General features: G+C 68.9%; 19 protein-coding genes. 14 read left to right on the forward strand and 5 right to left on the reverse strand.

Features of this window, described 5'->3' with window-relative positions; translation table 11 throughout:
* Positions 1–41 precede the first annotated feature (41 nt).
* The 3 genes from ACFXGI_RS03915 to ACFXGI_RS03925 all read left to right on the forward strand — a co-directional run bounded on the left by ACFXGI_RS03915 (position 42) and on the right by ACFXGI_RS03925 (position 5,668).
* Complete coding sequence (locus tag ACFXGI_RS03915; protein ID WP_384702861.1) at positions 42–3,560, forward strand: DNA polymerase III subunit alpha; 3,519 nt, start codon at positions 42–44, stop codon at positions 3,558–3,560.
* The gene (locus ACFXGI_RS03920) at positions 3,557–4,546 is read left to right on the forward strand and encodes a hypothetical protein (RefSeq protein WP_384702863.1); all 990 of its coding nucleotides are present in this window, start codon (positions 3,557–3,559) and stop codon (positions 4,544–4,546) included. The genes ACFXGI_RS03915 and ACFXGI_RS03920 overlap by 4 nt, the downstream gene beginning before the upstream one ends.
* A 258-nt stretch (positions 4,547–4,804) precedes the next feature.
* The gene (locus tag ACFXGI_RS03925) at positions 4,805–5,668 is read left to right on the forward strand and encodes an esterase/lipase family protein (RefSeq protein WP_384702866.1); all 864 of its coding nucleotides are present in this window, start codon (positions 4,805–4,807) and stop codon (positions 5,666–5,668) included.
* 55 nt (positions 5,669–5,723) lie between these two features.
* On the opposite strand, the gene ACFXGI_RS03930 is transcribed toward ACFXGI_RS03925, so the two are convergent.
* A complete protein-coding gene (locus ACFXGI_RS03930) occupies positions 5,724–6,782 on the reverse strand; it encodes a lytic polysaccharide monooxygenase (protein WP_384702868.1) in 1,059 nt (352 codons plus the stop codon).
* A gap of 1,076 nt (positions 6,783–7,858) precedes the next feature.
* Positions 7,859–9,049 (reverse strand): hypothetical protein, encoded by a 1,191-nt coding sequence (locus tag ACFXGI_RS03935; protein ID WP_384702871.1) that lies wholly within the window; start codon positions 9,047–9,049, stop codon positions 7,859–7,861.
* Positions 9,050–9,799: 750 nt separating this feature from the next.
* Here ACFXGI_RS03935 and ACFXGI_RS03940 point away from each other — a divergent pair.
* The gene (locus tag ACFXGI_RS03940) at positions 9,800–11,443 is read left to right on the forward strand and encodes a replicative DNA helicase (protein ID WP_384702873.1); all 1,644 of its coding nucleotides are present in this window, start codon (positions 9,800–9,802) and stop codon (positions 11,441–11,443) included.
* 71 nt (positions 11,444–11,514) lie between these two features.
* Here ACFXGI_RS03940 and ACFXGI_RS03945 read toward each other — a convergent pair whose 3' ends face one another.
* Positions 11,515–11,853: a creatininase family protein gene (locus ACFXGI_RS03945; protein ID WP_384702876.1), complete on the reverse strand. Its 339-nt coding sequence runs from the start codon at positions 11,851–11,853 to the stop codon at positions 11,515–11,517.
* An 18-nt stretch (positions 11,854–11,871) separates the two neighbouring features.
* Between ACFXGI_RS03945 and ACFXGI_RS03950 the strand changes: the two genes are divergently transcribed.
* Together ACFXGI_RS03950 and ACFXGI_RS03955 are read left to right on the forward strand one after the other, a co-directional pair.
* Positions 11,872–12,339 (forward strand): GntR family transcriptional regulator, encoded by a 468-nt coding sequence (locus ACFXGI_RS03950; RefSeq protein ID WP_384702879.1) that lies wholly within the window; start codon positions 11,872–11,874, stop codon positions 12,337–12,339.
* Positions 12,336–12,905 (forward strand): HD domain-containing protein, encoded by a 570-nt coding sequence (locus ACFXGI_RS03955; RefSeq protein ID WP_384702882.1) that lies wholly within the window; start codon positions 12,336–12,338, stop codon positions 12,903–12,905. The genes ACFXGI_RS03950 and ACFXGI_RS03955 overlap by 4 nt, the downstream gene beginning before the upstream one ends.
* Here the strand turns inward: ACFXGI_RS03955 and ACFXGI_RS03960 are convergent.
* Together ACFXGI_RS03960 and ACFXGI_RS03965 are read right to left on the reverse strand one after the other, a co-directional pair.
* On the reverse strand, positions 12,902–13,375 hold the full coding sequence (locus ACFXGI_RS03960; protein WP_384702885.1) for an NUDIX domain-containing protein: 474 nt from the start codon (positions 13,373–13,375) through the stop codon (positions 12,902–12,904). The genes ACFXGI_RS03955 and ACFXGI_RS03960 overlap by 4 nt on opposite strands.
* A gap of 2 nt (positions 13,376–13,377) precedes the next feature.
* Complete coding sequence (locus tag ACFXGI_RS03965) at positions 13,378–14,136, reverse strand: XRE family transcriptional regulator (protein ID WP_384702888.1); 759 nt, start codon at positions 14,134–14,136, stop codon at positions 13,378–13,380.
* A gap of 785 nt (positions 14,137–14,921) precedes the next feature.
* On the opposite strand from ACFXGI_RS03965, the gene ACFXGI_RS03970 reads away from it, so the two are divergent.
* The 8 genes from ACFXGI_RS03970 to ACFXGI_RS04005 all read left to right on the forward strand — a co-directional run bounded on the left by ACFXGI_RS03970 (position 14,922) and on the right by ACFXGI_RS04005 (position 18,581).
* Positions 14,922–15,392, forward strand: a complete 471-nt coding sequence (locus ACFXGI_RS03970) for a transcriptional regulator (RefSeq protein ID WP_384702891.1) — start codon at positions 14,922–14,924, stop codon at positions 15,390–15,392.
* Positions 15,393–15,481: 89 nt separating this feature from the next.
* On the forward strand, positions 15,482–15,751 hold the full coding sequence (locus ACFXGI_RS03975) for a DUF6284 family protein (protein WP_384702894.1): 270 nt from the start codon (positions 15,482–15,484) through the stop codon (positions 15,749–15,751).
* Positions 15,748–16,020, forward strand: coding sequence for a hypothetical protein (locus tag ACFXGI_RS03980; protein WP_384702897.1), 273 nt, complete (start codon positions 15,748–15,750; stop codon positions 16,018–16,020). Before ACFXGI_RS03975 ends, ACFXGI_RS03980 begins: the two co-directional genes overlap by 4 nt.
* A 56-nt stretch (positions 16,021–16,076) precedes the next feature.
* Positions 16,077–17,093, forward strand: a complete 1,017-nt coding sequence (locus ACFXGI_RS03985; protein ID WP_384703412.1) for a hypothetical protein — start codon at positions 16,077–16,079, stop codon at positions 17,091–17,093.
* Complete coding sequence (locus ACFXGI_RS03990) at positions 17,090–17,419, forward strand: RRQRL motif-containing zinc-binding protein (RefSeq protein ID WP_384702899.1); 330 nt, start codon at positions 17,090–17,092, stop codon at positions 17,417–17,419. The genes ACFXGI_RS03985 and ACFXGI_RS03990 overlap by 4 nt, the downstream gene beginning before the upstream one ends.
* Positions 17,420–17,445: 26 nt before the next feature.
* A complete protein-coding gene (locus ACFXGI_RS03995) occupies positions 17,446–17,691 on the forward strand; it encodes a hypothetical protein (protein WP_384702902.1) in 246 nt (81 codons plus the stop codon).
* Between the two features lie 37 nt (positions 17,692–17,728).
* A complete protein-coding gene (locus ACFXGI_RS04000) occupies positions 17,729–18,364 on the forward strand; it encodes a hypothetical protein (protein WP_384702905.1) in 636 nt (211 codons plus the stop codon).
* Between the two features lies 1 nt (position 18,365).
* On the forward strand, positions 18,366–18,581 hold the full coding sequence (locus ACFXGI_RS04005) for a hypothetical protein (protein ID WP_384702908.1): 216 nt from the start codon (positions 18,366–18,368) through the stop codon (positions 18,579–18,581).
* The last annotated feature ends 274 nt before the right edge of the window (positions 18,582–18,855 follow it).

Consider the following 18,855-nt stretch of genomic DNA (forward strand, 5'->3'; position numbering starts at 1 on the left):
CGGGGGTGGTGTTCACGTTCGAGCGAAGCAGGAGGCCGCGGGTGCCTGGTTTTACGCATCTGCACACCGTTTCGGGGTTCTCCATGCGCTACGGAGGCTCCCACCCCGAACGGCTGGCGGAACGCGCCGCCGACCGGGGCATGGACGCCCTCGCCCTGACCGACCGCGACACCCTCGCGGGCGCCGTCCGGTTCGCGAAGGCCTGCGCCAAGGCCGGGATACGGCCGCTGTTCGGGGTCGACCTGGCCGTGTCGCACGCGGCGGGCTCCGCGGGGCCGGGGGGCTCCGCGGGACCGGCCGGGGCGGCCGGTCCGGCCGGCTCCGGCGAGCCGTCCCACCGGCGGCGCAGCCCCGTGGCCGGCGGAGCCTTCGTCGACGAGTCCGCACCCCGGGCCACCTTCCTGGCCCGCGACGGCGCCGCCGGCTGGGCCGAGCTGTGCCGCATGGTCACCGCCGCCCACGCCGCGGCCGGCGGCGGCCCGCCGCTGCTTCCCCGGGCGCAGCTGCGCGGCGAAGGGGTGTACGTACTGCTCGGGCCCGGCTCCGATGTGGGGCGGGCGCTGGCCGCCGGCCGGCCGGACCGGGCCACCCGGCTGCTCGCGCCCTGGCGGGAGGTCTACGGGGACTCCCTCCGCCTGGAGGCCGTCGACCACGGCCGCACCGGCACCGGCCCCGGCTCGCTGCGCCTGGCCGCCCGTACGGTCGGCTTCGCCGCCGAGCAGGGCGTCCCGGCCGTGCTGACCAACGCCGTCCGGTACGCCGACCCGGGCCAGGGCCCGGTCGCCGACGTCCTCGACGCGGCCCGCCGGCTCGTCCCCGTCGACCCCCGCGGTCTCGACGGCGGCGAGCGCTGGCTCAAGGGCCCCGCCGCCATGGCCGCGGCCGCTGACCGGATCTGCCGGGCCGCGGGCCTGCGCCCCGCCGACGCGCGCGGGCTGCTCGCGCAGACCCTGCGTACCGCCGAGGCCTGCGTGGTGGATCCCGAGGACGACCTCGGCATGGGCTCCGTGCACTTCCCCGAGGCCCACCTCGTCGGCGCGGCCCACCGCACCGCCCAGCGGGTCCTCGCCTCCCGGGTCTCCGCCGGCATGGTGCTGCGCGGCTACGCCGACGACCGCGCGTACTGGGAACGGATGCACCACGAGCTGGACATCATCGCCTACCACGGCTACGCCTCGTACTTCCTGACGGTCGCCCAGGTCGTGGACGACGTACGGGAGATGGGGATCCGGGTGGCCGCCCGCGGCTCCGGCGCCGGCTCCCTCGTCAACCACCTCCTCGGCATCGCCCACGCCGACCCCGTCGAACAGGGCCTGCTGATGGAGCGGTTCCTGTCCAAGCGCCGCCACGTCCTGCCCGACATCGACATCGACGTGGAGTCCGCCCTCCGGCTGGAGGTCTACCGGCGGATCATCGACCGCTTCGGCACCGAGCGCGTCGCCACCGTCTCCATGCCCGAGACCTACCGGGTCCGGCACGCGATCCGCGACGTCGGCGCCGCCCTGTCCATGGACCCGGCCACCGTCGACCGGCTCGCCAAGGCCTTCCCGCACATCCGGGCCCGCGACGCCCGCACGGCCCTCGCCGAACTACCGGAACTGCGCGGCGTACACGGCGGCGTGCGCGGGGAGGAGTACGGGCGGCTGTGGGAGCTCGTCGAGGCGCTGGACGCGCTGCCGCGCGGGATCGCCATGCACCCGTGCGGGGTGCTGCTCTCCGACGCCTCCCTGCTCGCGCGCACCCCCGTGGTGCCCACGAGCGGCGAGGGCTTCCCCATGTCCCAGTTCGACAAGGACGACGTGGAGGAGCTCGGGCTGCTCAAGCTCGACGTGCTGGGCGTACGGATGCAGTCCGCGATGGCGCACGCCGTCGCGGAGATCCGGCGCGGCACGGGGGAGGAACTCGACCTGGACGACCCGGCGCAGGTGCCGCCGGGCGACCCGGCGACGTACGAGCTGATCCGCTCGGCCGAGACGCTCGGCTGCTTCCAGATCGAGTCCCCGGGCCAGCGCGACCTGGTGGGACGGCTCCAGCCCGCCACCTTCGACGACCTGGTCGTCGACATCTCGCTGTTCCGGCCCGGGCCGGTCGCCGCCGACATGGTGCGGCCGTTCATCGAGGCGCGGCACGGGCGGGCCCCGGTCCGCTTCCCGCACGCGGACCTGGCGGACGCGCTGCGCGAGACGTACGGGGTGGTGGTCTTCCACGAGCAGATCATCGAGATCGTGCACGTCATGACCGGCTGCGGGCGCGACGAGGCGGACCGGGTGCGGCGCGGGCTCTCCGACCCGCAGTCGCAGGCGCGGATCAAGGTGTGGTTCGCGGCGACGGCGGGCGAACGGGGCTACTCGGCCGAGGTGATCGGCCGGACCTGGGAGATCGTCGAGGCGTTCGGCAGTTACGGCTTCTGCAAGGCGCACGCGGTGGCCTTCGCGGTCCCGACGTACCAGTCGGCGTGGCTGAAGGCGCACCACCCGGCCGCGTTCTACGCCGGGCTGCTCACGCACGACCCGGGGATGTACCCGAAGCGGCTGCTGCTGGCGGACGCGCGGCGGCGGGGCGTACCGGTGCTGCCGCTGGACGTGAACCGGTCGGCGGTGGCCCACCGCATCGAACTGGTGTCCGAGGCCGGGACTCCGCCGGTGTGGGGGCTCCGGCTGGCCCTGGCCGACGTCCACGGCATCAGCGAGGCGGAGGCGCGGCGGATCGAGGACGGGCAGCCGTACGGATCGCTGCGCGACTTCTGGGACCGGGCCCACCCGGGCCGGCCGGTCGCGGGGCGGCTCGCGCAGGTCGGGGCACTGGACGCCTTCGGCGCCAACCGGCGCGACCTGCTGCTGCACGTGGCCGAACTGCACGGCGCGCAGCGCTCGGCGGGAGCCCGGCCGGGCAATGTCCAACTCCCGCTGGACGGCGGGCGGTCCACGGCCCCGGTCGGCCTGCCCGACCTGAACGAGGCGGAGCGGCTCAGCGCGGAGCTGGGCGTGCTCGGCATGGACGCCTCGCGGCACCTGATGGGGGACCACCACGCCTTCCTCGCGGAGCTGGGGGTGGTCCCCGCCCGCAGACTGCGCGAGATGGAGCACGGCCGGACGGTGCTGGTCGCGGGGGCCAAGGCGGCCACCCAGACCCCGCCGATCCGGTCCGGGAGGCGGGTCATCTTCACCACGCTGGACGACGGGACGGGCCTGGTCGACCTCGCCTTCTTCGACGACAGCCACGAGGCGTGCGCGCACACCGTCTTCCACTCGTTCCTGCTGCTCGTACGGGGTGTCGTCCAGCGGCGCGGACCGCAGAGCCTGAGCGTGGTCGGCGCGGCGGCCTGGGACCTGGCCGAGCTGGTGGAACTGCGGGCCGCAGGCGGCCTGGAGGCGGTCGCCGCCCGCCTGGCGGAGCCGCTGCCGGGTGACGGGGACACGGCAGGTGCCGCCGATCCGGGGCGCCGCATCCACCTGTCCACCGGATACGAGATGAACCCGTGGGCCGACCTCCAGCCGGCCGGCGACCGCGCCGCCACCGGCCGCAAGCTGTGGCACTCCAGCCCGGGGAGCGCGGGATGACCCCGGCGGGCGGCGTCCTGCACGTACGGTGCGCTCCGGCGCTGGCCGAGGAGGGGTACCGCGAAGTCCTGGAACTCCTGCGGGAGTTCTCCCCGACGGTGCAGGCGCTGCCGCCCCGGGCGGCGCTGGTGCACGTACGCGGCGCGCAGCGGTACTTCGGCGCGGACGCCGGCCGGATCGCCGAACTGGTGCGGCTGCGCGCGCTCGCCCGGCTCGGCACCGACGTACGGATCGGGGTCGCCGGGACCTGGGCGGTGGCGGCGACGGCCTCCGCCCGGATCCCCGGGCCCGGCGGGGTCCTGGCCGTGCCCGAGGGCGGGGCGGACGCCTTCCTGGGGCCGCTGCCGGTGGAGGCCCTGCACGGCGTCGGCCCCAAGCAGGCGGAGGCGCTGCGCGGGTACGGACTGCACACGGTCGGCGCGGTCGCGGCCGTATCCCCGGGCACCGTCGAACGGATCCTGGGGCAGCGGGCGGGCCGGCTCGCGGCGGAACGCGCCCGCGGGATCGACCCGCGCCCCGTCACCCCGAAGGACCTGCCCCCGTCGGCCGCCGTCCGCAGCGGCTTCACCCGGCACGAGCTCGACGGCCCGCACGCCCGGGCCGTGCTCCTCGCCCTGGTGGTCCGCCTCGGCGCGGTGCTGCGCGGCCGGCGCCAGGCCGCCCGGGCCCTGTCGCTGACGCTGCAGTTCGCCGGCGGCACCCGCTGGGAGCGGACCCGGCGGCTCCCCGAGGCGTCAGGGCACGACGAGGACCTGCGGGCGGCGGCGTACCGCCTGCTGGACGCGGCCGGGCTGCAACGGGCCCGGCTGACCGGCATGGTGCTGCGCGCCGAGGACCTCACGGGCGCCGAACGGGCGTCCCGGCAGATCTCGCTGGACCCGGTCCGCGAGGCCCGCCTGACGGTGGAGGCGGCCGTCGACCGGGCGAACGCCCGCTTCGGCCCGGGCACGGTCCGCCCGGCGGCCACGTTCCGCCGCGCGGCCTAGGTCGTGTCGTCAAAGTCCCGTCTGACCGGCGGGGCCTGGCGGCGGTCCCGTGGGGCGGCGGCAACGCGTCCGCCTCGGGCGGGACTTGACGGACGATCGTCCCGGCCTCGCGCCGGGGGGCCGACACGCATTTTTTACTGACGCGTAACTTTCAAGTTTTGCTACTCGCCCGTAATTTGGCCGAAGCAGCACCCCCTTGTGATCCGGATCACGGGACAAACCCCCACGTATTTCCCTGACCCGCAAGGAGATCACTCGATGCTGCCTTGGCGACGCCTGCTCCGCCCGCTGGCCGTCCTCACCCTCGCCGCCGCCCTCGTCGCCCCCGCCGGCGCCGCGCAGGCCGCGTCGGCACCCAGCAGCGGCTGGAACGACTGGTCCTGCAAACCCTCCGCCGCCCACCCGCGCCCCGTCGTCCTCGTCCACGGCACGTTCGGCAACTCCGTGGACAACTGGCTCGGATTCGCGCCGTACCTCGTACACCGCGGGTACTGCGTCTACTCGCTCGACTACGGGCAACTGCCCGGCGTGCCCTTCTTCAACGGGCTCGGCCCCATCGACAAGTCGGCGGGCCAGCTCCAGGTGTTCGTCGACAAGGTGCTGGCCTCCACCGGGGCCCCGAAGACCGACATCGTCGGCCACTCGCAGGGCGGCATGATGCCGAACTACTACCTGAAGTTCCTCGGCGGCGCCCCCAAGGTCAACGCCCTGATCGGGCTCGCCCCCGACAACCACGGCACCACCCTGGCCGGGCTCACCCAGCTGCTCCCGTACTTCCCCGGCGCCGAGGACCTGATCAGCTCCGCGACCCCGGGGCTGGCCGACCAGATCGCCGGATCCCCCTTCGTCACCAAGCTGAACGCGGGTGGGGACACCGTCCCCGGGGTCCAGTACACGGTCATCGCGACGAAGTACGACGAGGTCGTCACGCCCTACCGCAGCGCCTTCCTCCAGGGGACCGGCTCCAACGTGCGCAACGTCGTGCTCCAGGACCTGTGCCCGCTGGACCTCTCCGAGCACGTCGCCATCGGGCTCACCGACCGGATCGCCTGGCACGAGGCGGTCAACTCCCTCGACCCGGCGCACGCCTCCCGGACCACCTGCGCGTCGGTCTTCGAGTGACGCGCAGGTGACGGGCCGAGGCCGGTGAAGCCCTCCGGCTAGCGGCCGCGGCGGCCTAGCGGCCGCGGCGGCCCGGCGCCGTCGCACGGCGTCGGGCCACGCCGAACATCACGGCCGCTCCGACGGCCAGTACGCCCGCCCCGGCGATCGCGATCGCCGGGGTCGCGGCGCTGCCGCCGGTTTCGGCGAGGTTGGTGCCCGCGGGAGAATCCGACGGGACGGGGACCGGGGCGAGGGCGGTGCTGCCGTTCGTCTTCGGGTCGTTGTCGCCGTGGCCGTTGTGCTCGACGGTGGATTTGCTCTCGCCGTCCGCGATCTGCTGGTCCGTCGGGGCCTTCGGCGCGTCCGAGGGGCGCTCGCCCCCGGTGGAGGGCTTGGTGGAGGGCTTCGTGCCGGTAGCCGTACTCGGCTTCGTGCTCGGGGTGGTGCCGGTGCCGCCGTTCGCGCCGCCGTTGCCCCCGCTCCCGCCGTTGTCCTTGCCGAACACCACGTCGGAGCAGGTGTAGAACGCCTCCGGGCTGTCCGAGCGCTGCCAGATGCTGTAGACCAGGTGCCGCCCGGACTTGTTCGGCACGCTGCCGGAGAACACGTAGTCCCCGTTCTGCATGCCCGGGTCGGTGGCCTTCGCGAACGGAGCCGGCTCCAGGTCCGACCACTTCAGCGGCTTCGACGGGTCGTAGCCGTCCTTCGTGACGTACAGCTCGAAGGAGCCCTTGTGCGGGGCGGTCCCCTTGTACCGGAAGGTGTGCGGGCCCGATGCCATCGGGCTGGCCGGCCAGTCGGCGCGGGCCAGGTCCAGGCCCCGGTACTTGTCGTTGCCGGCGGAGCAGAGCTGCCCGTTCGGGATCAAGGAGCGGTGGTTGCCCGCAGCGTTGGCGATGTTCACCGCGTTCCAGTCGTAGAACGCCTGCGCGCCGCTCGCCGCCACCGCCGCCTTGCAGGCCGCGGACTTCGGAGACTCCGGCCCCTCCGCGTAGCAGGCCGCCACCCGGCTGACCGGGTCCGTCATCGAGCCGTGCGCGGCCGCGGGCCCGGCGGCGTACGCGGCCACCGCGAGCGGGGCGAGGCCGACTGCGGCGATACGGGTCACGGTGCGGCGGGGGCTTGCGGGCATGGGCGGATCTCCTTCGGAGCGGCGATGGGGCACCACGGGCGTGGGTGTGCCGGGAGCCGGGCCGGGCGGCGCCGCCCCCCGTGGGATCCGACGCCGCCCCGTGCCCTCCTCGGCCCCGCCAAGCTAGCCCGCATCACCCCCGCCGCCACCCCGTTCGGCCCCCTCCCGAAGATCCTTACGCTCCGCTTAAGGCACCGGTAAGCAGCACCCAAGGAAGGGGGACCGCGGCCCCCTTCCACCCCAAGGTCTCTGGCTCCCCACCGTCCAAGTCAGTCCAGGAGAATCCGCTTCGTGTCGCCCCCGGTGGCTCCCCATCTGGCTCCCAGCTCCGAGCGCTGACCCTGCCCGGTTGGTTATGACATCGAGGGCTCGGCAACAGCACCGTCAGAGACCTGCCGTCACTGACCAGGAACGGCCCACAAGGGCTGCCGCGCCATGGAAGGGTGGAGCGATTCTGTACCGAAGGGCGATGGCATGTGCGTTCCGTCGGACGGGCCCGCAGATCGATTCGTGCCGGCGCCCGGCAGCCCCCATCGGCTGCACCTCGTCGAGTACCAAGGTGGCCTAGGTCTCTGCGAAGACGCGCCAGGGCTGCTGGTTGGCCCGACTGATCGACGGCTTCAGCTAGCTGGGCTCTATGTGACCAATGTGCGAGGAGTCGGGTACTACCCGGAGGCGGCGCGTCGGGCTGATCTGAGCCCAGGGCGCCCGCTGCGACTCGTGCCCGAGCTGCACGATCCCCATGACTACTTCCCCAACAGCCAGGCGTGAGCACGAAGGGCAGTCGACGGGGTCTTCCGCGGGGGCGGAGACACCGGCGACAGCCACGGACGGCCCAGGAGGACGGGAATCCGTCCTGACCTGCGGCGTACTTAAATGTCGCGGAACCTACAGCGCACGTCCGCGACCTGAGGGGACGCATGCAGCACCGATCTTGACCAGTCTGGGAGCAGCCGTCATTGGTCGGTGCTGGTCCCCCTAGGCCGCCCTTTGACGGCCCACCGACGGCCCAGGAGAGTGGACGCTCCCCAGGTGTAACCCGCTACAGCCCAGTTCATGCTCGGAGAAGTAGCGCTTCACCTCTCCTGCCGCAGGCTCCGAGCGGCATTCTTCGCTGCCTGCTCCACCTCGGAGCGCGACACTCTCTCAAGCGCCGCGTACGCGGTTACTGCCTCGTGAAACGTCTCGGCCGCCGTGCGCCATTCCTTCAGCTGCGCGTCGAAGGCTCCTCCTTCGAGGCCGGCGAGTTTCGCTTGGGCTTCCCTCGTCGATCGCTGCAGATCGATCAACTCGTCCGGGACGTCCGTCACGGCTCGGTGCCCACCTGCCTGCTGCTGTGGCCCAGGCGTGTGGTCTTTGGCTGCCGTATGGCGCGAATGTCCGTCGGCTTGCTGCTCCTTCCAGGTCCGCAGTGTCCCGTCCGTACTAGGTCGAGTTCCTACACCGTAGTGATCCACCCAGATCTGGTAGTCGCGGTTCGTCGTCCAGAAACCGCTCCGTTCCAGCGGCCTCACGGGCACGACCAAGCCGGCGGGAGCCTGACGTATGAAGTCGTCCAGAGTGATGGCAGTGGGCTGCGAGTCGACGTGAGTGGAGCCGCAGCCGGCAAAGCGCTTCAGGGGGCAGCGATGCCCCTCTCGGCTGGTGCACTTCCATGCAAGCACCTTCCGGTACCCACCAAGGATGCGAAGTTCGTAGCGCGGGTTCTCGATCTGTGGTAGGCGAGCCTGGTTGGAGCGGAGCATGGCGACGCTCGCCCCAGTGGCGATGATGGAACTGTCGGTATGCCAGGCAACTGCGTCCCGTTTGGCGGCCAGGGAGCGACGTGTCCGCTCCCTGGCTCCGTACCCTTGCTTGAATGGCGAGTGCTGCATCTCGTACGAGAGGTGCAGATCTCCAACGAGAAGAACATCGGAGCGCGTACGGCCGTCGCTGGCACGGGCCTCACGCCGAGACTCAAACCCTTCAGACTCACCTACCCGCTCGACGCGATCGCAGTACGCCTTGTGCTCATCGCTCTCCAACGCTTGGTACGGATGGTCGGCGCACTCATTGGGCTGATGGGCGATGACACGGCCGCCGTTGCGACAGAAGGTCCTCATCCAGTGGGTGACCTTGTCGTCATCCCAACACCAGGCGCATTTCACAAGCTGGCGGCGCGTGGAGTCACGATTGTCGGCGACCAGCTGCTTCCACTCGATGTCACTGAGCTTCGTGGCATCAACCTTGCCTCGGCCGTCGGTGAGGTAGATGAGGTTGTTGTGCACGACGGATCCGCTCCTCTGCTCCAGGGAACTTGAGTAGCCCAGTGACACTTGCGGGCATCCAGGGCCAATGGTGCAGCAGATCGCTGACAGCAAAGCCCCGCTTTTGTGGAGCGGGGCGTGCCTCCGCCCGCCGCTATTTCCCTCGCCTCGATTCGGAGAGGAGTCATCAGCGCCGACGGGCGCCGTGGGTTGAACCACCAACATTCACTTGGAGGTCTGACCAGTCGAGTCACCCACTTGCGTACTGTGCCGTCCTCAGCTCTCCAGATCATCGTGGAGGGCCCAAGTCAGCCAGGGCGAAGGTCTGCTGCGGTCAGCCTGGACAGGCAATCTGCCGTTGTGAGGTTGCCACTCTGCTCCTTTCACTGCAGCCATGACAAGACATAGATCGCTAGCGCGTTCATGCCCACGGCAGCAACCGTTTGAACCACCGTGGCCAGCGGCAGTGGTCCCAGTCCCTGAGGTGTTCCACTGCAGTCCGATCTGGCCGTCTTCTTCTGACAGCGACCCATGTGTGCCTCCTCCTGGTTGTACTTCCAGCATTGGGTGCTCCCCGCAGGGCATGCGCAGTTCGCGTCACAACCAGTCAGTTCGCGGGTTCGTGTAAGTGGCTGACCTGCAGCGGACACTCGTGCCATCCTGCGATGGAGACACTCGGAGACACTTGGGGGACCAGTGGGGACGGCAAGAGGGAAGCGCGGGCTGGCAATGCCGCCAGAGGAACAAGTGCCCCCTGGGCCACACCGCCAGATGCTTGCCGCACTGCATGACACCTACGCTGCAGCTGGCCGCCCGGGGCTTCGTCAGATCTCGCAGGGGCTACTGCTCGACGACTCCGCCCCGGCGACGCTCAACTATCAGGCAATCGGGAAGATCCTTAACGGCAAGCAAATCCCAAGCCCGAAGCAACTGACCAGTCTGGCTGGATGGCTCCTCCGCGAAGGGGTAAGCGACGGAAGGTCCGGAGAAAAGGAGTTCCGGCAATCCATCGATCGCCTTCAAGCCCTATGTCGGGCTATCCATCAAAGTCAGCAAGGAGTTCGAGCAGGTGGCGCAGAAGTGCCCCCCGCCTCAACAGTCAATTCAGATCGTCAAGTCGAAGACGAAAGGATGCTTCTAGGTTGCATGATACTGTCATCCGATGCAATTTCAGACACTGAAGGGGTGATTGGTCCAGACGACTTCACCGATGATTTCAATAGAAGGGTGTACCTCGCCCTGATGGATCTCTATGAAAACGGTAAGAGCGTCTCTCCCGAGGAAATCCTCGAAAGAATGGGCAGCCTATCGGCGATCATTCCGAGTCGAGCTGCGCACCTCCTGCACGGCATCGTGGCGGCTGCCCCTGAGCCCTACGCCGGAGAAATCTACTCCGCTCGAATGTCGAAGAGATCTCTGGCGCGCGAGATAGCCGCGGCCAGTGAAGAGGTGGCAGGGCTTGCAAAGTCAATATCCAAGGCCGACGAGCCGGATATCGAAATTCTGTCTCGACTCATAGAAGACAGGCTCCTTGGTGCTGCATTTCCGCAGTACTCAACATGCCGGGCAGTGGATGCCATTGAAGGAGCCCTTGATGTAGTGGAGGCGCTTGGTTCATCGCGGGTGCCCCTGGGTATACCTTCTGGGTTTCGAGACCTCGATCGCCTGAACTCGGGATTCCAGCCGGGTGAGCTGGTCGTGGTCGCGGGAGCTTCCAGGATGGGTAAATCCACGCTGGCGCTCAACTTCCTTCGCGCCTGCTCCATCGCCAGTAACCGCCCCAGCGTTCTAGTGTCCCTACAATTCACCCGCTATGAGATCATGATGCGCCTAATGTCAGCGGAGGCGCGTGTTGCACTACATCACATGACCTCCGGCGTCATGGATGATGTGGATTGGACCCGTCTTGCGCAGAGAATGCCGAGTATCAGTGGCGCCCCGATACACATAATTGACGAACCTGATTACTCGGTTGGTGAACTAATTCGAACCTGTAGAAAGCTAGCAAAAGTCGACGGGGTTTGCCTTGTGGTGATCGATAGTATCGATCTACTATTTCCTGGCCTCGAAATGGCGAGCGATGAAAGGGGGCGGAGTCTTGCTGCCGCGACGCGGGAGCTCCGTGCCATGGCGAAAGAGCTGGACCTTGTCGTGATAGCTTTCTATCAATTGGGGCGCGTTATGGTCGATCACCGCGGCACCCCCCGCCCTGAGCTGCATCACATTCCATGGGTCCTGGAAAGCGCAGCGGATATCGTGATTCTCCTACATCGCGAAGATGCGTACGAATTGGACACCCCTCGGGCGGGTGAAGCCGACTTCTTCATCGCCAAGAGCCGCACGGGTCCTTCCGGAGTTATCGTCACGGCTTTTCAGGGGCACTACGCGCGTTTTGTCGACATGAGTGAATCTTAGCTCTGCTTCCAACTCTTTGGGCTAATTACGCCTTCCTTGTCGGGGGAGTGCGCGCTGATGTTAATCCTCCGCTATGCGCCCAACGCGTTTAAGTGATTAGCGAAACTCGCCGTGAGGCCCGCCGGAACTGTATGAGCCTTTTCTGAGGTAGTGTGCGACGGGAAGCCGATAGTTTCACTCTTAGTGCATTCCCTCATTCCTGGTGTGAGAAGAAAAGGGTGCTCACTCGCATAGTGATTTGCTGCCTCGTAACCTGGGCGGGCGAGATCAGGGTCGGCGTGGAGCAGGATCGAGGTCTCGATCGCACCGGCGTGCATGTCGGCGTGGGACTTTCTGCACAGGTCGGCTTGCTCGCGAGCCCGGCCCCAGTCACTCAGCAGCTGGCGTGCGAGGCTTGGAGCATGCGGCAAGCCTCGGAAGGAGAACGAGTGTCGGAACAGATCAGTCCTCGCGGCACGTTCCTGAAGATCGCTGAACGTCTGAAGGCTCGGATCGTCGACGATGTGAGCATGGCTGAGCTTCCGTCACTGGCCGAAGTGATGGCTGAGTACGCCGTGTCCCGCGGGCTGGCGCTACGGGCGTTCAAGGTGCTCCAGCAAGAGGGCGTGGCTGAGCCGGTGCCTGGGGCTCGGTGGCGTGTCTTGCGTGAGGGGCAGTATGAAGATCGACGACCACTTGCCGAGAGGATCGCCGAACTGATCACGGCTGACGGGCTGGAGGTGGGGGCACCCTTCCTCAGCGAAGGAAAGCTGAGCGCCCGCTTCAAGGTGTCCCGCCCGACCATCAGCAAGGTTCTGACGCAGCTGGAGGCCGCCGGCCTGCTTACCGAAGGGGGGCAAGGTAAGCGGCGCTCAGTCCGGGCCCTGCCATCCCAACAGGAGGACTTGAAGTCTTGACCACCACCACGCTGACCGAATGGGCCTACCCCCTGGCTGAGTCGCTGCTCGCCGACCCGCTTCCGCGTCGCTGGGCGCATTCCCTCGGCGTCGCCGAGCGGGCCCGCGCCATCGCGGGAATCCTGGGTCCGGATGCCGAGCTGTTGGAGGCCGCGGCCGTGCTGCACGACATCGGCTACTCGCCGGACCTTGCCAAGACCGGGTTCCACCCGCTCGACGGCGCCCGTCACCTGCGGAGTGTAGGCGCAGACGAGCGCGTCGTGCGGCTCGTCGCACACCACTCGTGTGCGTGGATGGAGGCCGACGCGCGGGGCCTGCGGGACGTACTTGAGAGCGAGTTCCCGCGCGAGGAGGAAGACCTGGCTGACGCCCTCTGTTTCTGCGACATGAACACCACGCCGGACGGCATGCCCACGAACCCCATGGACCGGATCACGGAGATCGCTGGCCGTTACGGTCCGGAGAGTTTGATCGGGCGGTTCATCCGGCGAGCCGAGCCAGAGATCCTGATGTGCACGGTTCGCGTGCTCACCAGGCTCTCGACGGCGAAGGCAGCCCTGGCTTAGCCGATGTAGGGCGTGTTCCGGGCCGTGTCCATGGCGTGCTCGATTCGGAGCCGCATCGTGGAGTGGATATCGAGGTCGGCCAAGTCCGCAGGGGAAGCCCAGCGGACCTGCGTCGTCTCGTCACTCGTCCGAAGGTCCCCGCCGACCGGCCGCGCGCGGAAGCAGATGCTGAACTGCTGCCGGGCCTCACCGTCGTCGTACAGCATCACGTGGCCGGGGTCGGTGTAGATGCCCGACAGGTCGACGACCTCGGCCTTTATGCCGGTCTCCTCCCAGACCTCACGCACAACGGTGTCACTGATGGACTCGCCCACATCGTGGCCGCCCCCGGGAAGGGCCCAACGACCGTTATCCGAGCGCTGGATCACCAGCACCTCGCCCGCGTCGTTCTGCACGAAGGCCACGACGGAGGGGACGACGCTGTTCGGAGCTGGGCCGGCGGGGTCGTGTAGATAGTCGATACGTCCCATGCTCATGCTCCCGTGAAGTCGTGGTCGGCCACTGGGCGCGCTTGGCCCCAGGTCTGTTCGATGCTATTCGCGTAGGTGTCGAAGAGGCCGCCGCCAGGGAGACGGCGCAGGTGGAGCACCGGGGCCATGAAGGCGCCGATGCCGTACACGTGAGTGTTCACAAGCATGTCGTCATCGGCGCGGAACAGGCTGTTGTAAAGCGTCGCGTCATGGAGCCGGATCCCGATGTCAGGGTGGCCGGCGAGTAGCGGCCGGTAGTTCATCAGGGCATTGCGGATCTTGCCATCCATGATCCGATGACCTTCGTCGATGCCGCGCTGCCGGACCGCCTCGCAGCTAGGGTCCCCGAGTAGGAGGCGCACCTGGGTGCTGCCCGACACCTTTCTCTTCAAGATCTTGTGGAACTGCGGGTCCTCGGACAGCCAGAGCCCCGCGTAAACAAGCACGTCAACGTGACTCTTGGCACGGTCGTATATCTCGCGCCAGAGTCCTGCCGGCACCATGTGCCGGTGCGGGTAGACGGTTACGATCTCCGCCTTGCTCAGGTCCGTGGACGACTCGACTGCCCGCTCGTCGTCCCACAGTGTCGTGACGCTGACGCCGAGCTCAGCGGCTACGGCGTACTGGTGGCGCCGGTACGGAATCTTGCCCTGCGTGATCCAGCGTTCCACGGTCTTCGCGTTGACGCTGATGGCCTCCGCGAGCTGCTGAATGCTCATCTTCTTGGCGAGCAGGGCCGACCGTAAGCGCTCGTTGGACATCTACACCCCCTGGTGGGACGTCTTGGGAGCTCTTGACGGTAGCCAGAAGGCCCCGATGTGTCCACGTGCGAGGTAAACAACGCCCCTGACCTGGGCCGATTCTGATGGTGCGCCAGGAAGTCTCGGCGTGAAAGCGATGAACATCCGCGGACCTGCTTGACGGAAGTCGCTGTAGTACCTGTAATAGAGGTACCGCATCGGTTCGCGGGGAACGTGAAGCGCCCTACCCCTGCTTTGTCTGCTCCAGCTGGTCCCCATGCTTCGCGGTGGGTTTCCACGGCCGCTCCGGAGCGCTGTTTGAGAACTGAAGAGTGATCGTGCGGGGCTGACGCGAGTCGGCGGTCGCGGTAGGTGCCCAGGGCGAGGGTCCGGGGGCAAACCGCCGTGACGGACGCCGGCTCCCCCTATGCGCTCGGCAGGCGCCACCCGGATTCGGGTGGGGGGAAGGACAGCGGGGCCCCAACGCACGTGGCGGCAAGAGTGAGACCGCCCCCGTGACGACCGGGTGAAGTCGTCGGCGGCACGCCAACCTGCACCGATCCGTGCAGGCCGCCTGCTGGCGTCAGAGCAGTGACGATGACGCACCCGATTCCCGGTTCGGGACCTGCATGCAGCCCAATGGCGCACGGGTGAAGTCCGGTTTTCAACTCTTCTGGCCTCGCAGCTCTCGCGCTGCGGCCGACTGCCTCCTCCGCCCGTCTCGTACGGGCGGGGTTGAGGGGAGCCGGGGCCGGTTCGTCCGGCCGGTTTCACATTGTCTTCGCCTGCTCTCGTCTGGAGTTCTCGTGCACGCTGCAACGTTCGCGACTGTCTTCGCTGCCCTGTACGTCGCTCACAGAGTGGGTGACCACTGGGTGCAGTCCTCCTGCCAGGCCGCCGACAAGGGCAAGCCGGGCTGGACCGGCCGCCTGGCCGACACCCGCCACGTAGTCAGGCTGACCGTCACCAAGCTGGCTCTCCTGCTGCCGGTCGCCTTACTCCTCGACCTGCACCTCACCGCCGCCGGCCTGGTGCTCGGTCTGGGCGTGGACGCGGTCACCCACTGGTGGGCCGACCGCCGCTCCACCCTCGCCTGGCTCGCCAAGGTCACCGGCAAGAGCGAGTTCTACAGCCTCGGCACCCCCGCCCACCCTGCACACCCGGCCACTGCCGTCGGCGCCCCGGCAGCCCACCTCGGGACCGGGGCCTACGCGCTGGACCAGTCCTTCCACCACGTGTGGCTGCTGGTCGCTGCGCTGATCATCGCCACCGTCTGACCCACTCCACCTGCCAAACGCAGTGCAGCCCCCGGCGTTCCCGCGCCGAGGGCTGCTGAGCCGTACACCTGCTAGGGAGAACACGACTCATGAAGCACATCGCTGCACTTCAGGACGTTGTTACGCCGTGGTCCGACGGTTTGGAGCCGTCGGACGCGGAGCTGGACGCGATCGAGGCCGAGATGCCGCTGGTGCTGGCCGAGGTCGAGTTGCTGGACGCGCTGATCGTCCTGCTGGACCGGCCGGCGTCCGAGTTTGACGGCCGCCGGATCCGCCGGGCCCACCACCGGGTCCTGTCCGCCCGCCGGGACGCGGCCAACCGCGCCGCCGGTACGCAGGTCTCGGGGGACGCGGCATGAACGAGCGCACCGAAGCGGCTCACGCCGACCTGCTGGACGCGATCGTGGAAGCCCTCAACGTGCCGCTGCCCTCGATCGCCGATGCGGACGAGCGGCTCTACTACCGGCTGCTGGCCCGCCGAGCCCTGGCCGTGCGGATCGTCATCGCAACGAACCGCGTCGTCAGCCGGGACCCGCAGCTGGCCGCGGACGCGATCCGCGTCCAGACCGCCGAAGACCCCGTCACCTACGCCCTGTTCAAGGCCGCGAAGGACGGGGGCGAGTGGTGAGCGGCCGCCCGCTGACCGCGGCCCAGAAGGCTGTCCTCGGTCTCGCGTTCGCCCCGATGCTCGCCACGGGCGCGGCCGGCGGCTACGGCACCTACTCCAACATCAAGGGCGCCTACAACTCCGGCACCGCCCTCGGCGCGGTCGCCGCCGGTGAGGGCGCCACCGCCGTGCTGGCGCTGGTGCTGCTGGGGCTGACCATGCTGGGGCAGTCCTCACCGGCCGTGGTCCGCGCAGGCCTGTGGGCCCTGCCGACCGCCGCATCGGCCATGTCCGCCGTCGCCGCCCCCGACGGGCCCCGCACCGTGATCTACGCGATCACCCCGCTGGGCATGTCGGTCTCGGCCGAGGGCATGGCGTTCCTGGCCCGGCGGATCGTGGTGCATGTCGACGGCCGGGACGCCGAGGCCGAAGCGCGGGCGGCGGCCGTGGTCCAGGCCCTGGCCTACCACCGCGCCCGCGCCACCAACCACCCCGACAAGAAGATCCGCAAGCGCTCGGACCGGGCCTCGTGGCGCCTGGCCCGCAAGGTCGGCACCGCCGACACCACGCTCGGGGCGCGGCTGCTGGACGTCCAGCGGGAGCGGATCACCACCGGCGCGGACGTCGCCCTCGGCGACATGTTCGCGATCACCGTCACACCCCCCACCGCCCCCGTCACGGCAGGGCGTGACGCCGTCACGGCGGCCGTGACTCCCGCCCTCCCGCCAGCACCCGAACCGGGTGCCGGGGAGGGGACCGTCACGGATGAGCGTGACGGGGAAGACACGCAGGTCAACGACACGCTGACCGGCCTGGACGGAGAACGCGTCACACCCGCCGTCACGCCTGCCGTCACGCCCGTGACGCTCGACCAGCTCGCCGCCATCGCCGGAGTCTCCACCCCGCTGATCGGGGAGCCGCTGACCGACGAACAGATCGTCGTCGTCCTCCGGTACCTGCGCTACTCCGACGACCCGCCCTTGTCCTACCGGCAGACCGTGGCTGCGTTTCGCGAGTCCGGATTCACCGGCGGCGAAGCGCGCATCCGCAGCGCCTGGGCCACCCTCATGGCCCAGGAAGAGAGCCCCCGGTGACCACCGTCTACCGGTGGCGCCTGGCCCCCGACGGGCTCGCCACCCGCCGGCAGCTCCGAGCCCTCGGCCTGCGCCCCGGCGGACAGGACGTCGCCGCCCAGGTCGAGCGGCCCCGCCGCCGGCGCGGCCCGCTGATCGCCTACCTCTACCGGATCGACCTGGCCCGCCCGGTCCGGCCGATGAGCGTCCGCCGAGCCGCAGCCCTCGCGAAGGCCAACGCGACCCGCCGCTGGTGCCCGGCCTGCCGCCGGGATGCCGGATACGTGATCCCGGCCTCCCTCGGCATGTGCACCCCGTGCGCGGACACCCCGCGCCCCACCGCCTGAACACACCAACTCTTCAAGGAGTTCCAGTGACCTCCCAGACCGCCACCTCCACCACCGCCACCCAGGCCACCTCGCAGGGCTCCCACGCCTGGGTGCTGACCCTGGAACTGCCCGGGCGCGAGATGACCACGCAGTACGGCACGTGGACCCCGGCCAACGGCGCCACCCGCCACAACGTGTTCATCGCCCTCAAGGAGCACCTCGTCGCCCAGCAGCCGCAGATGGCCTCCGCCAACACGATCTTCTTCAGCCTGGAACCCAACCAGCTCTGACCCTGCGCGGCCCAAGCCCTGAAAGGAGGGAGCCGCCATGTCCGGTATCGACTGGGACGAGGAGTTCACCCGCATGAACACCGAAGCCCCCGAGAAGCCCAGCACGTCATCCAAGTTCTCCGCCACGATCGGCAAGCTCGGCGGGGTCCGCCGCAACACGGCCGCGCTCGCCGTGTGCGGCACGATCGCCGTCCTCGCGGTGTGCGGCACGGTCGTGGCCGTCACCAGCATGCAGGGCGAACAGGCCGCCCAGGACCGTGCGCGGGCCAAGGAGAACGCCGCGAACACCCTGGTCGAGGCACAGGCCGACAAGGAGCGCGCGCAGACCGAGGAAGCCGCGGCGAAGACCCTCTACGAGCGGGAGCTGGCCGTCTACCTGGAGTGCATGAAGGTCCGGGCGGCGGCCGTCGCCAAGGCCGCCTCATGGGAGGTCTCGAAGATCCCCGCCTGCACCGCCCCGACCCTCGGCGGCGGTACAGCCCCCAAGGCCAAGGAAGAGTCCACCGGCGCCGGCGGCTCCCTCACCTCCAGCCCCTGGCTGTGGGTGGCGCTCGTCGGCGGCGGCGGACTCATCGCCTACAAGAAGCTCTCCGCGCCCTCCGGTTCTAGCTCCGGCGCGGGCGTGATCGCCTCCGTGAACGACAAGGGATTCACCTTCGAGAAGGGTGCGTGAAATGACGCTCCAGTTCTTCGCTCTGGCCCTTTTCTGCTGGGCCGTGTTCTTCACCTTCAAGAAGACCAAGGGAAAGCAGATGGCGATCTGCCTGATGCTGATCGTCTCCGGGATCTTCCTGCCGTACACGCCGTTCAGTACCGAGATCCGCGGCACCCTCGAATCGGTCTTCAACACGGCGAACACCACGGTCAGCAACATCGGAACGTCACGCTAGGCAACCTCCGTACCCGGTTACCGGTTACCGGTTACAGCCCGCAGGCGCCCAGTTCTGAACGTACCGGGGGCCCGAACCGGCGTCCGCAGGGCCTGTAACCGGTAACCGGTAACCGCCATCAACTACACAGTGTCACCTAGGGAGGGTCGTGGAACTCCTCGTTCTCCTCGCCATCACCTACCTCGTAGGCGTCGACAGCACCCACGGCAAGTACGAGAAGGCGGGAATCAAGAAGCCCCCACCGAAAACGCAAGCCAAATGGTCTCCGACCCGG

It is taken from the genome of Streptomyces sp. NPDC059355 (assembly GCF_042752335.1).
Lineage (GTDB): Bacteria > Actinomycetota > Actinomycetes > Streptomycetales > Streptomycetaceae > Streptomyces.

Bases quoted from the DNA above. Each gene is read 5' to 3' on its own strand.
- ACFXGI_RS03920 (WP_384702863.1), top strand. From the start codon at position 3,557: ATGACCCCGGCGGGCGGCGTCCTGCACGTACGGTGCGCTCCGGCGCTG.
- ACFXGI_RS03925 (WP_384702866.1), top strand. From the start codon at position 4,805: ATGCTGCCTTGGCGACGCCTGCTCCGCCCGCTGGCCGTCCTCACCCTC.
- ACFXGI_RS03930 (WP_384702868.1), bottom strand. From the start codon at position 6,782: ATGCCCGCAAGCCCCCGCCGCACCGTGACCCGTATCGCCGCAGTCGGC.
- ACFXGI_RS03940 (WP_384702873.1), top strand. From the start codon at position 9,800: ATGCTTGCCGCACTGCATGACACCTACGCTGCAGCTGGCCGCCCGGGG.
- ACFXGI_RS03960 (WP_384702885.1), bottom strand. From the start codon at position 13,375: ATGGGACGTATCGACTATCTACACGACCCCGCCGGCCCAGCTCCGAAC.
- ACFXGI_RS03965 (WP_384702888.1), bottom strand. From the start codon at position 14,136: ATGTCCAACGAGCGCTTACGGTCGGCCCTGCTCGCCAAGAAGATGAGC.
- ACFXGI_RS03975 (WP_384702894.1), top strand. From the start codon at position 15,482: ATGAAGCACATCGCTGCACTTCAGGACGTTGTTACGCCGTGGTCCGAC.
- ACFXGI_RS03980 (WP_384702897.1), top strand. From the start codon at position 15,748: ATGAACGAGCGCACCGAAGCGGCTCACGCCGACCTGCTGGACGCGATC.
- ACFXGI_RS03985 (WP_384703412.1), top strand. From the start codon at position 16,077: ATGCTCGCCACGGGCGCGGCCGGCGGCTACGGCACCTACTCCAACATC.
- ACFXGI_RS04000 (WP_384702905.1), top strand. From the start codon at position 17,729: ATGTCCGGTATCGACTGGGACGAGGAGTTCACCCGCATGAACACCGAA.
- ACFXGI_RS04005 (WP_384702908.1), top strand. From the start codon at position 18,366: ATGACGCTCCAGTTCTTCGCTCTGGCCCTTTTCTGCTGGGCCGTGTTC.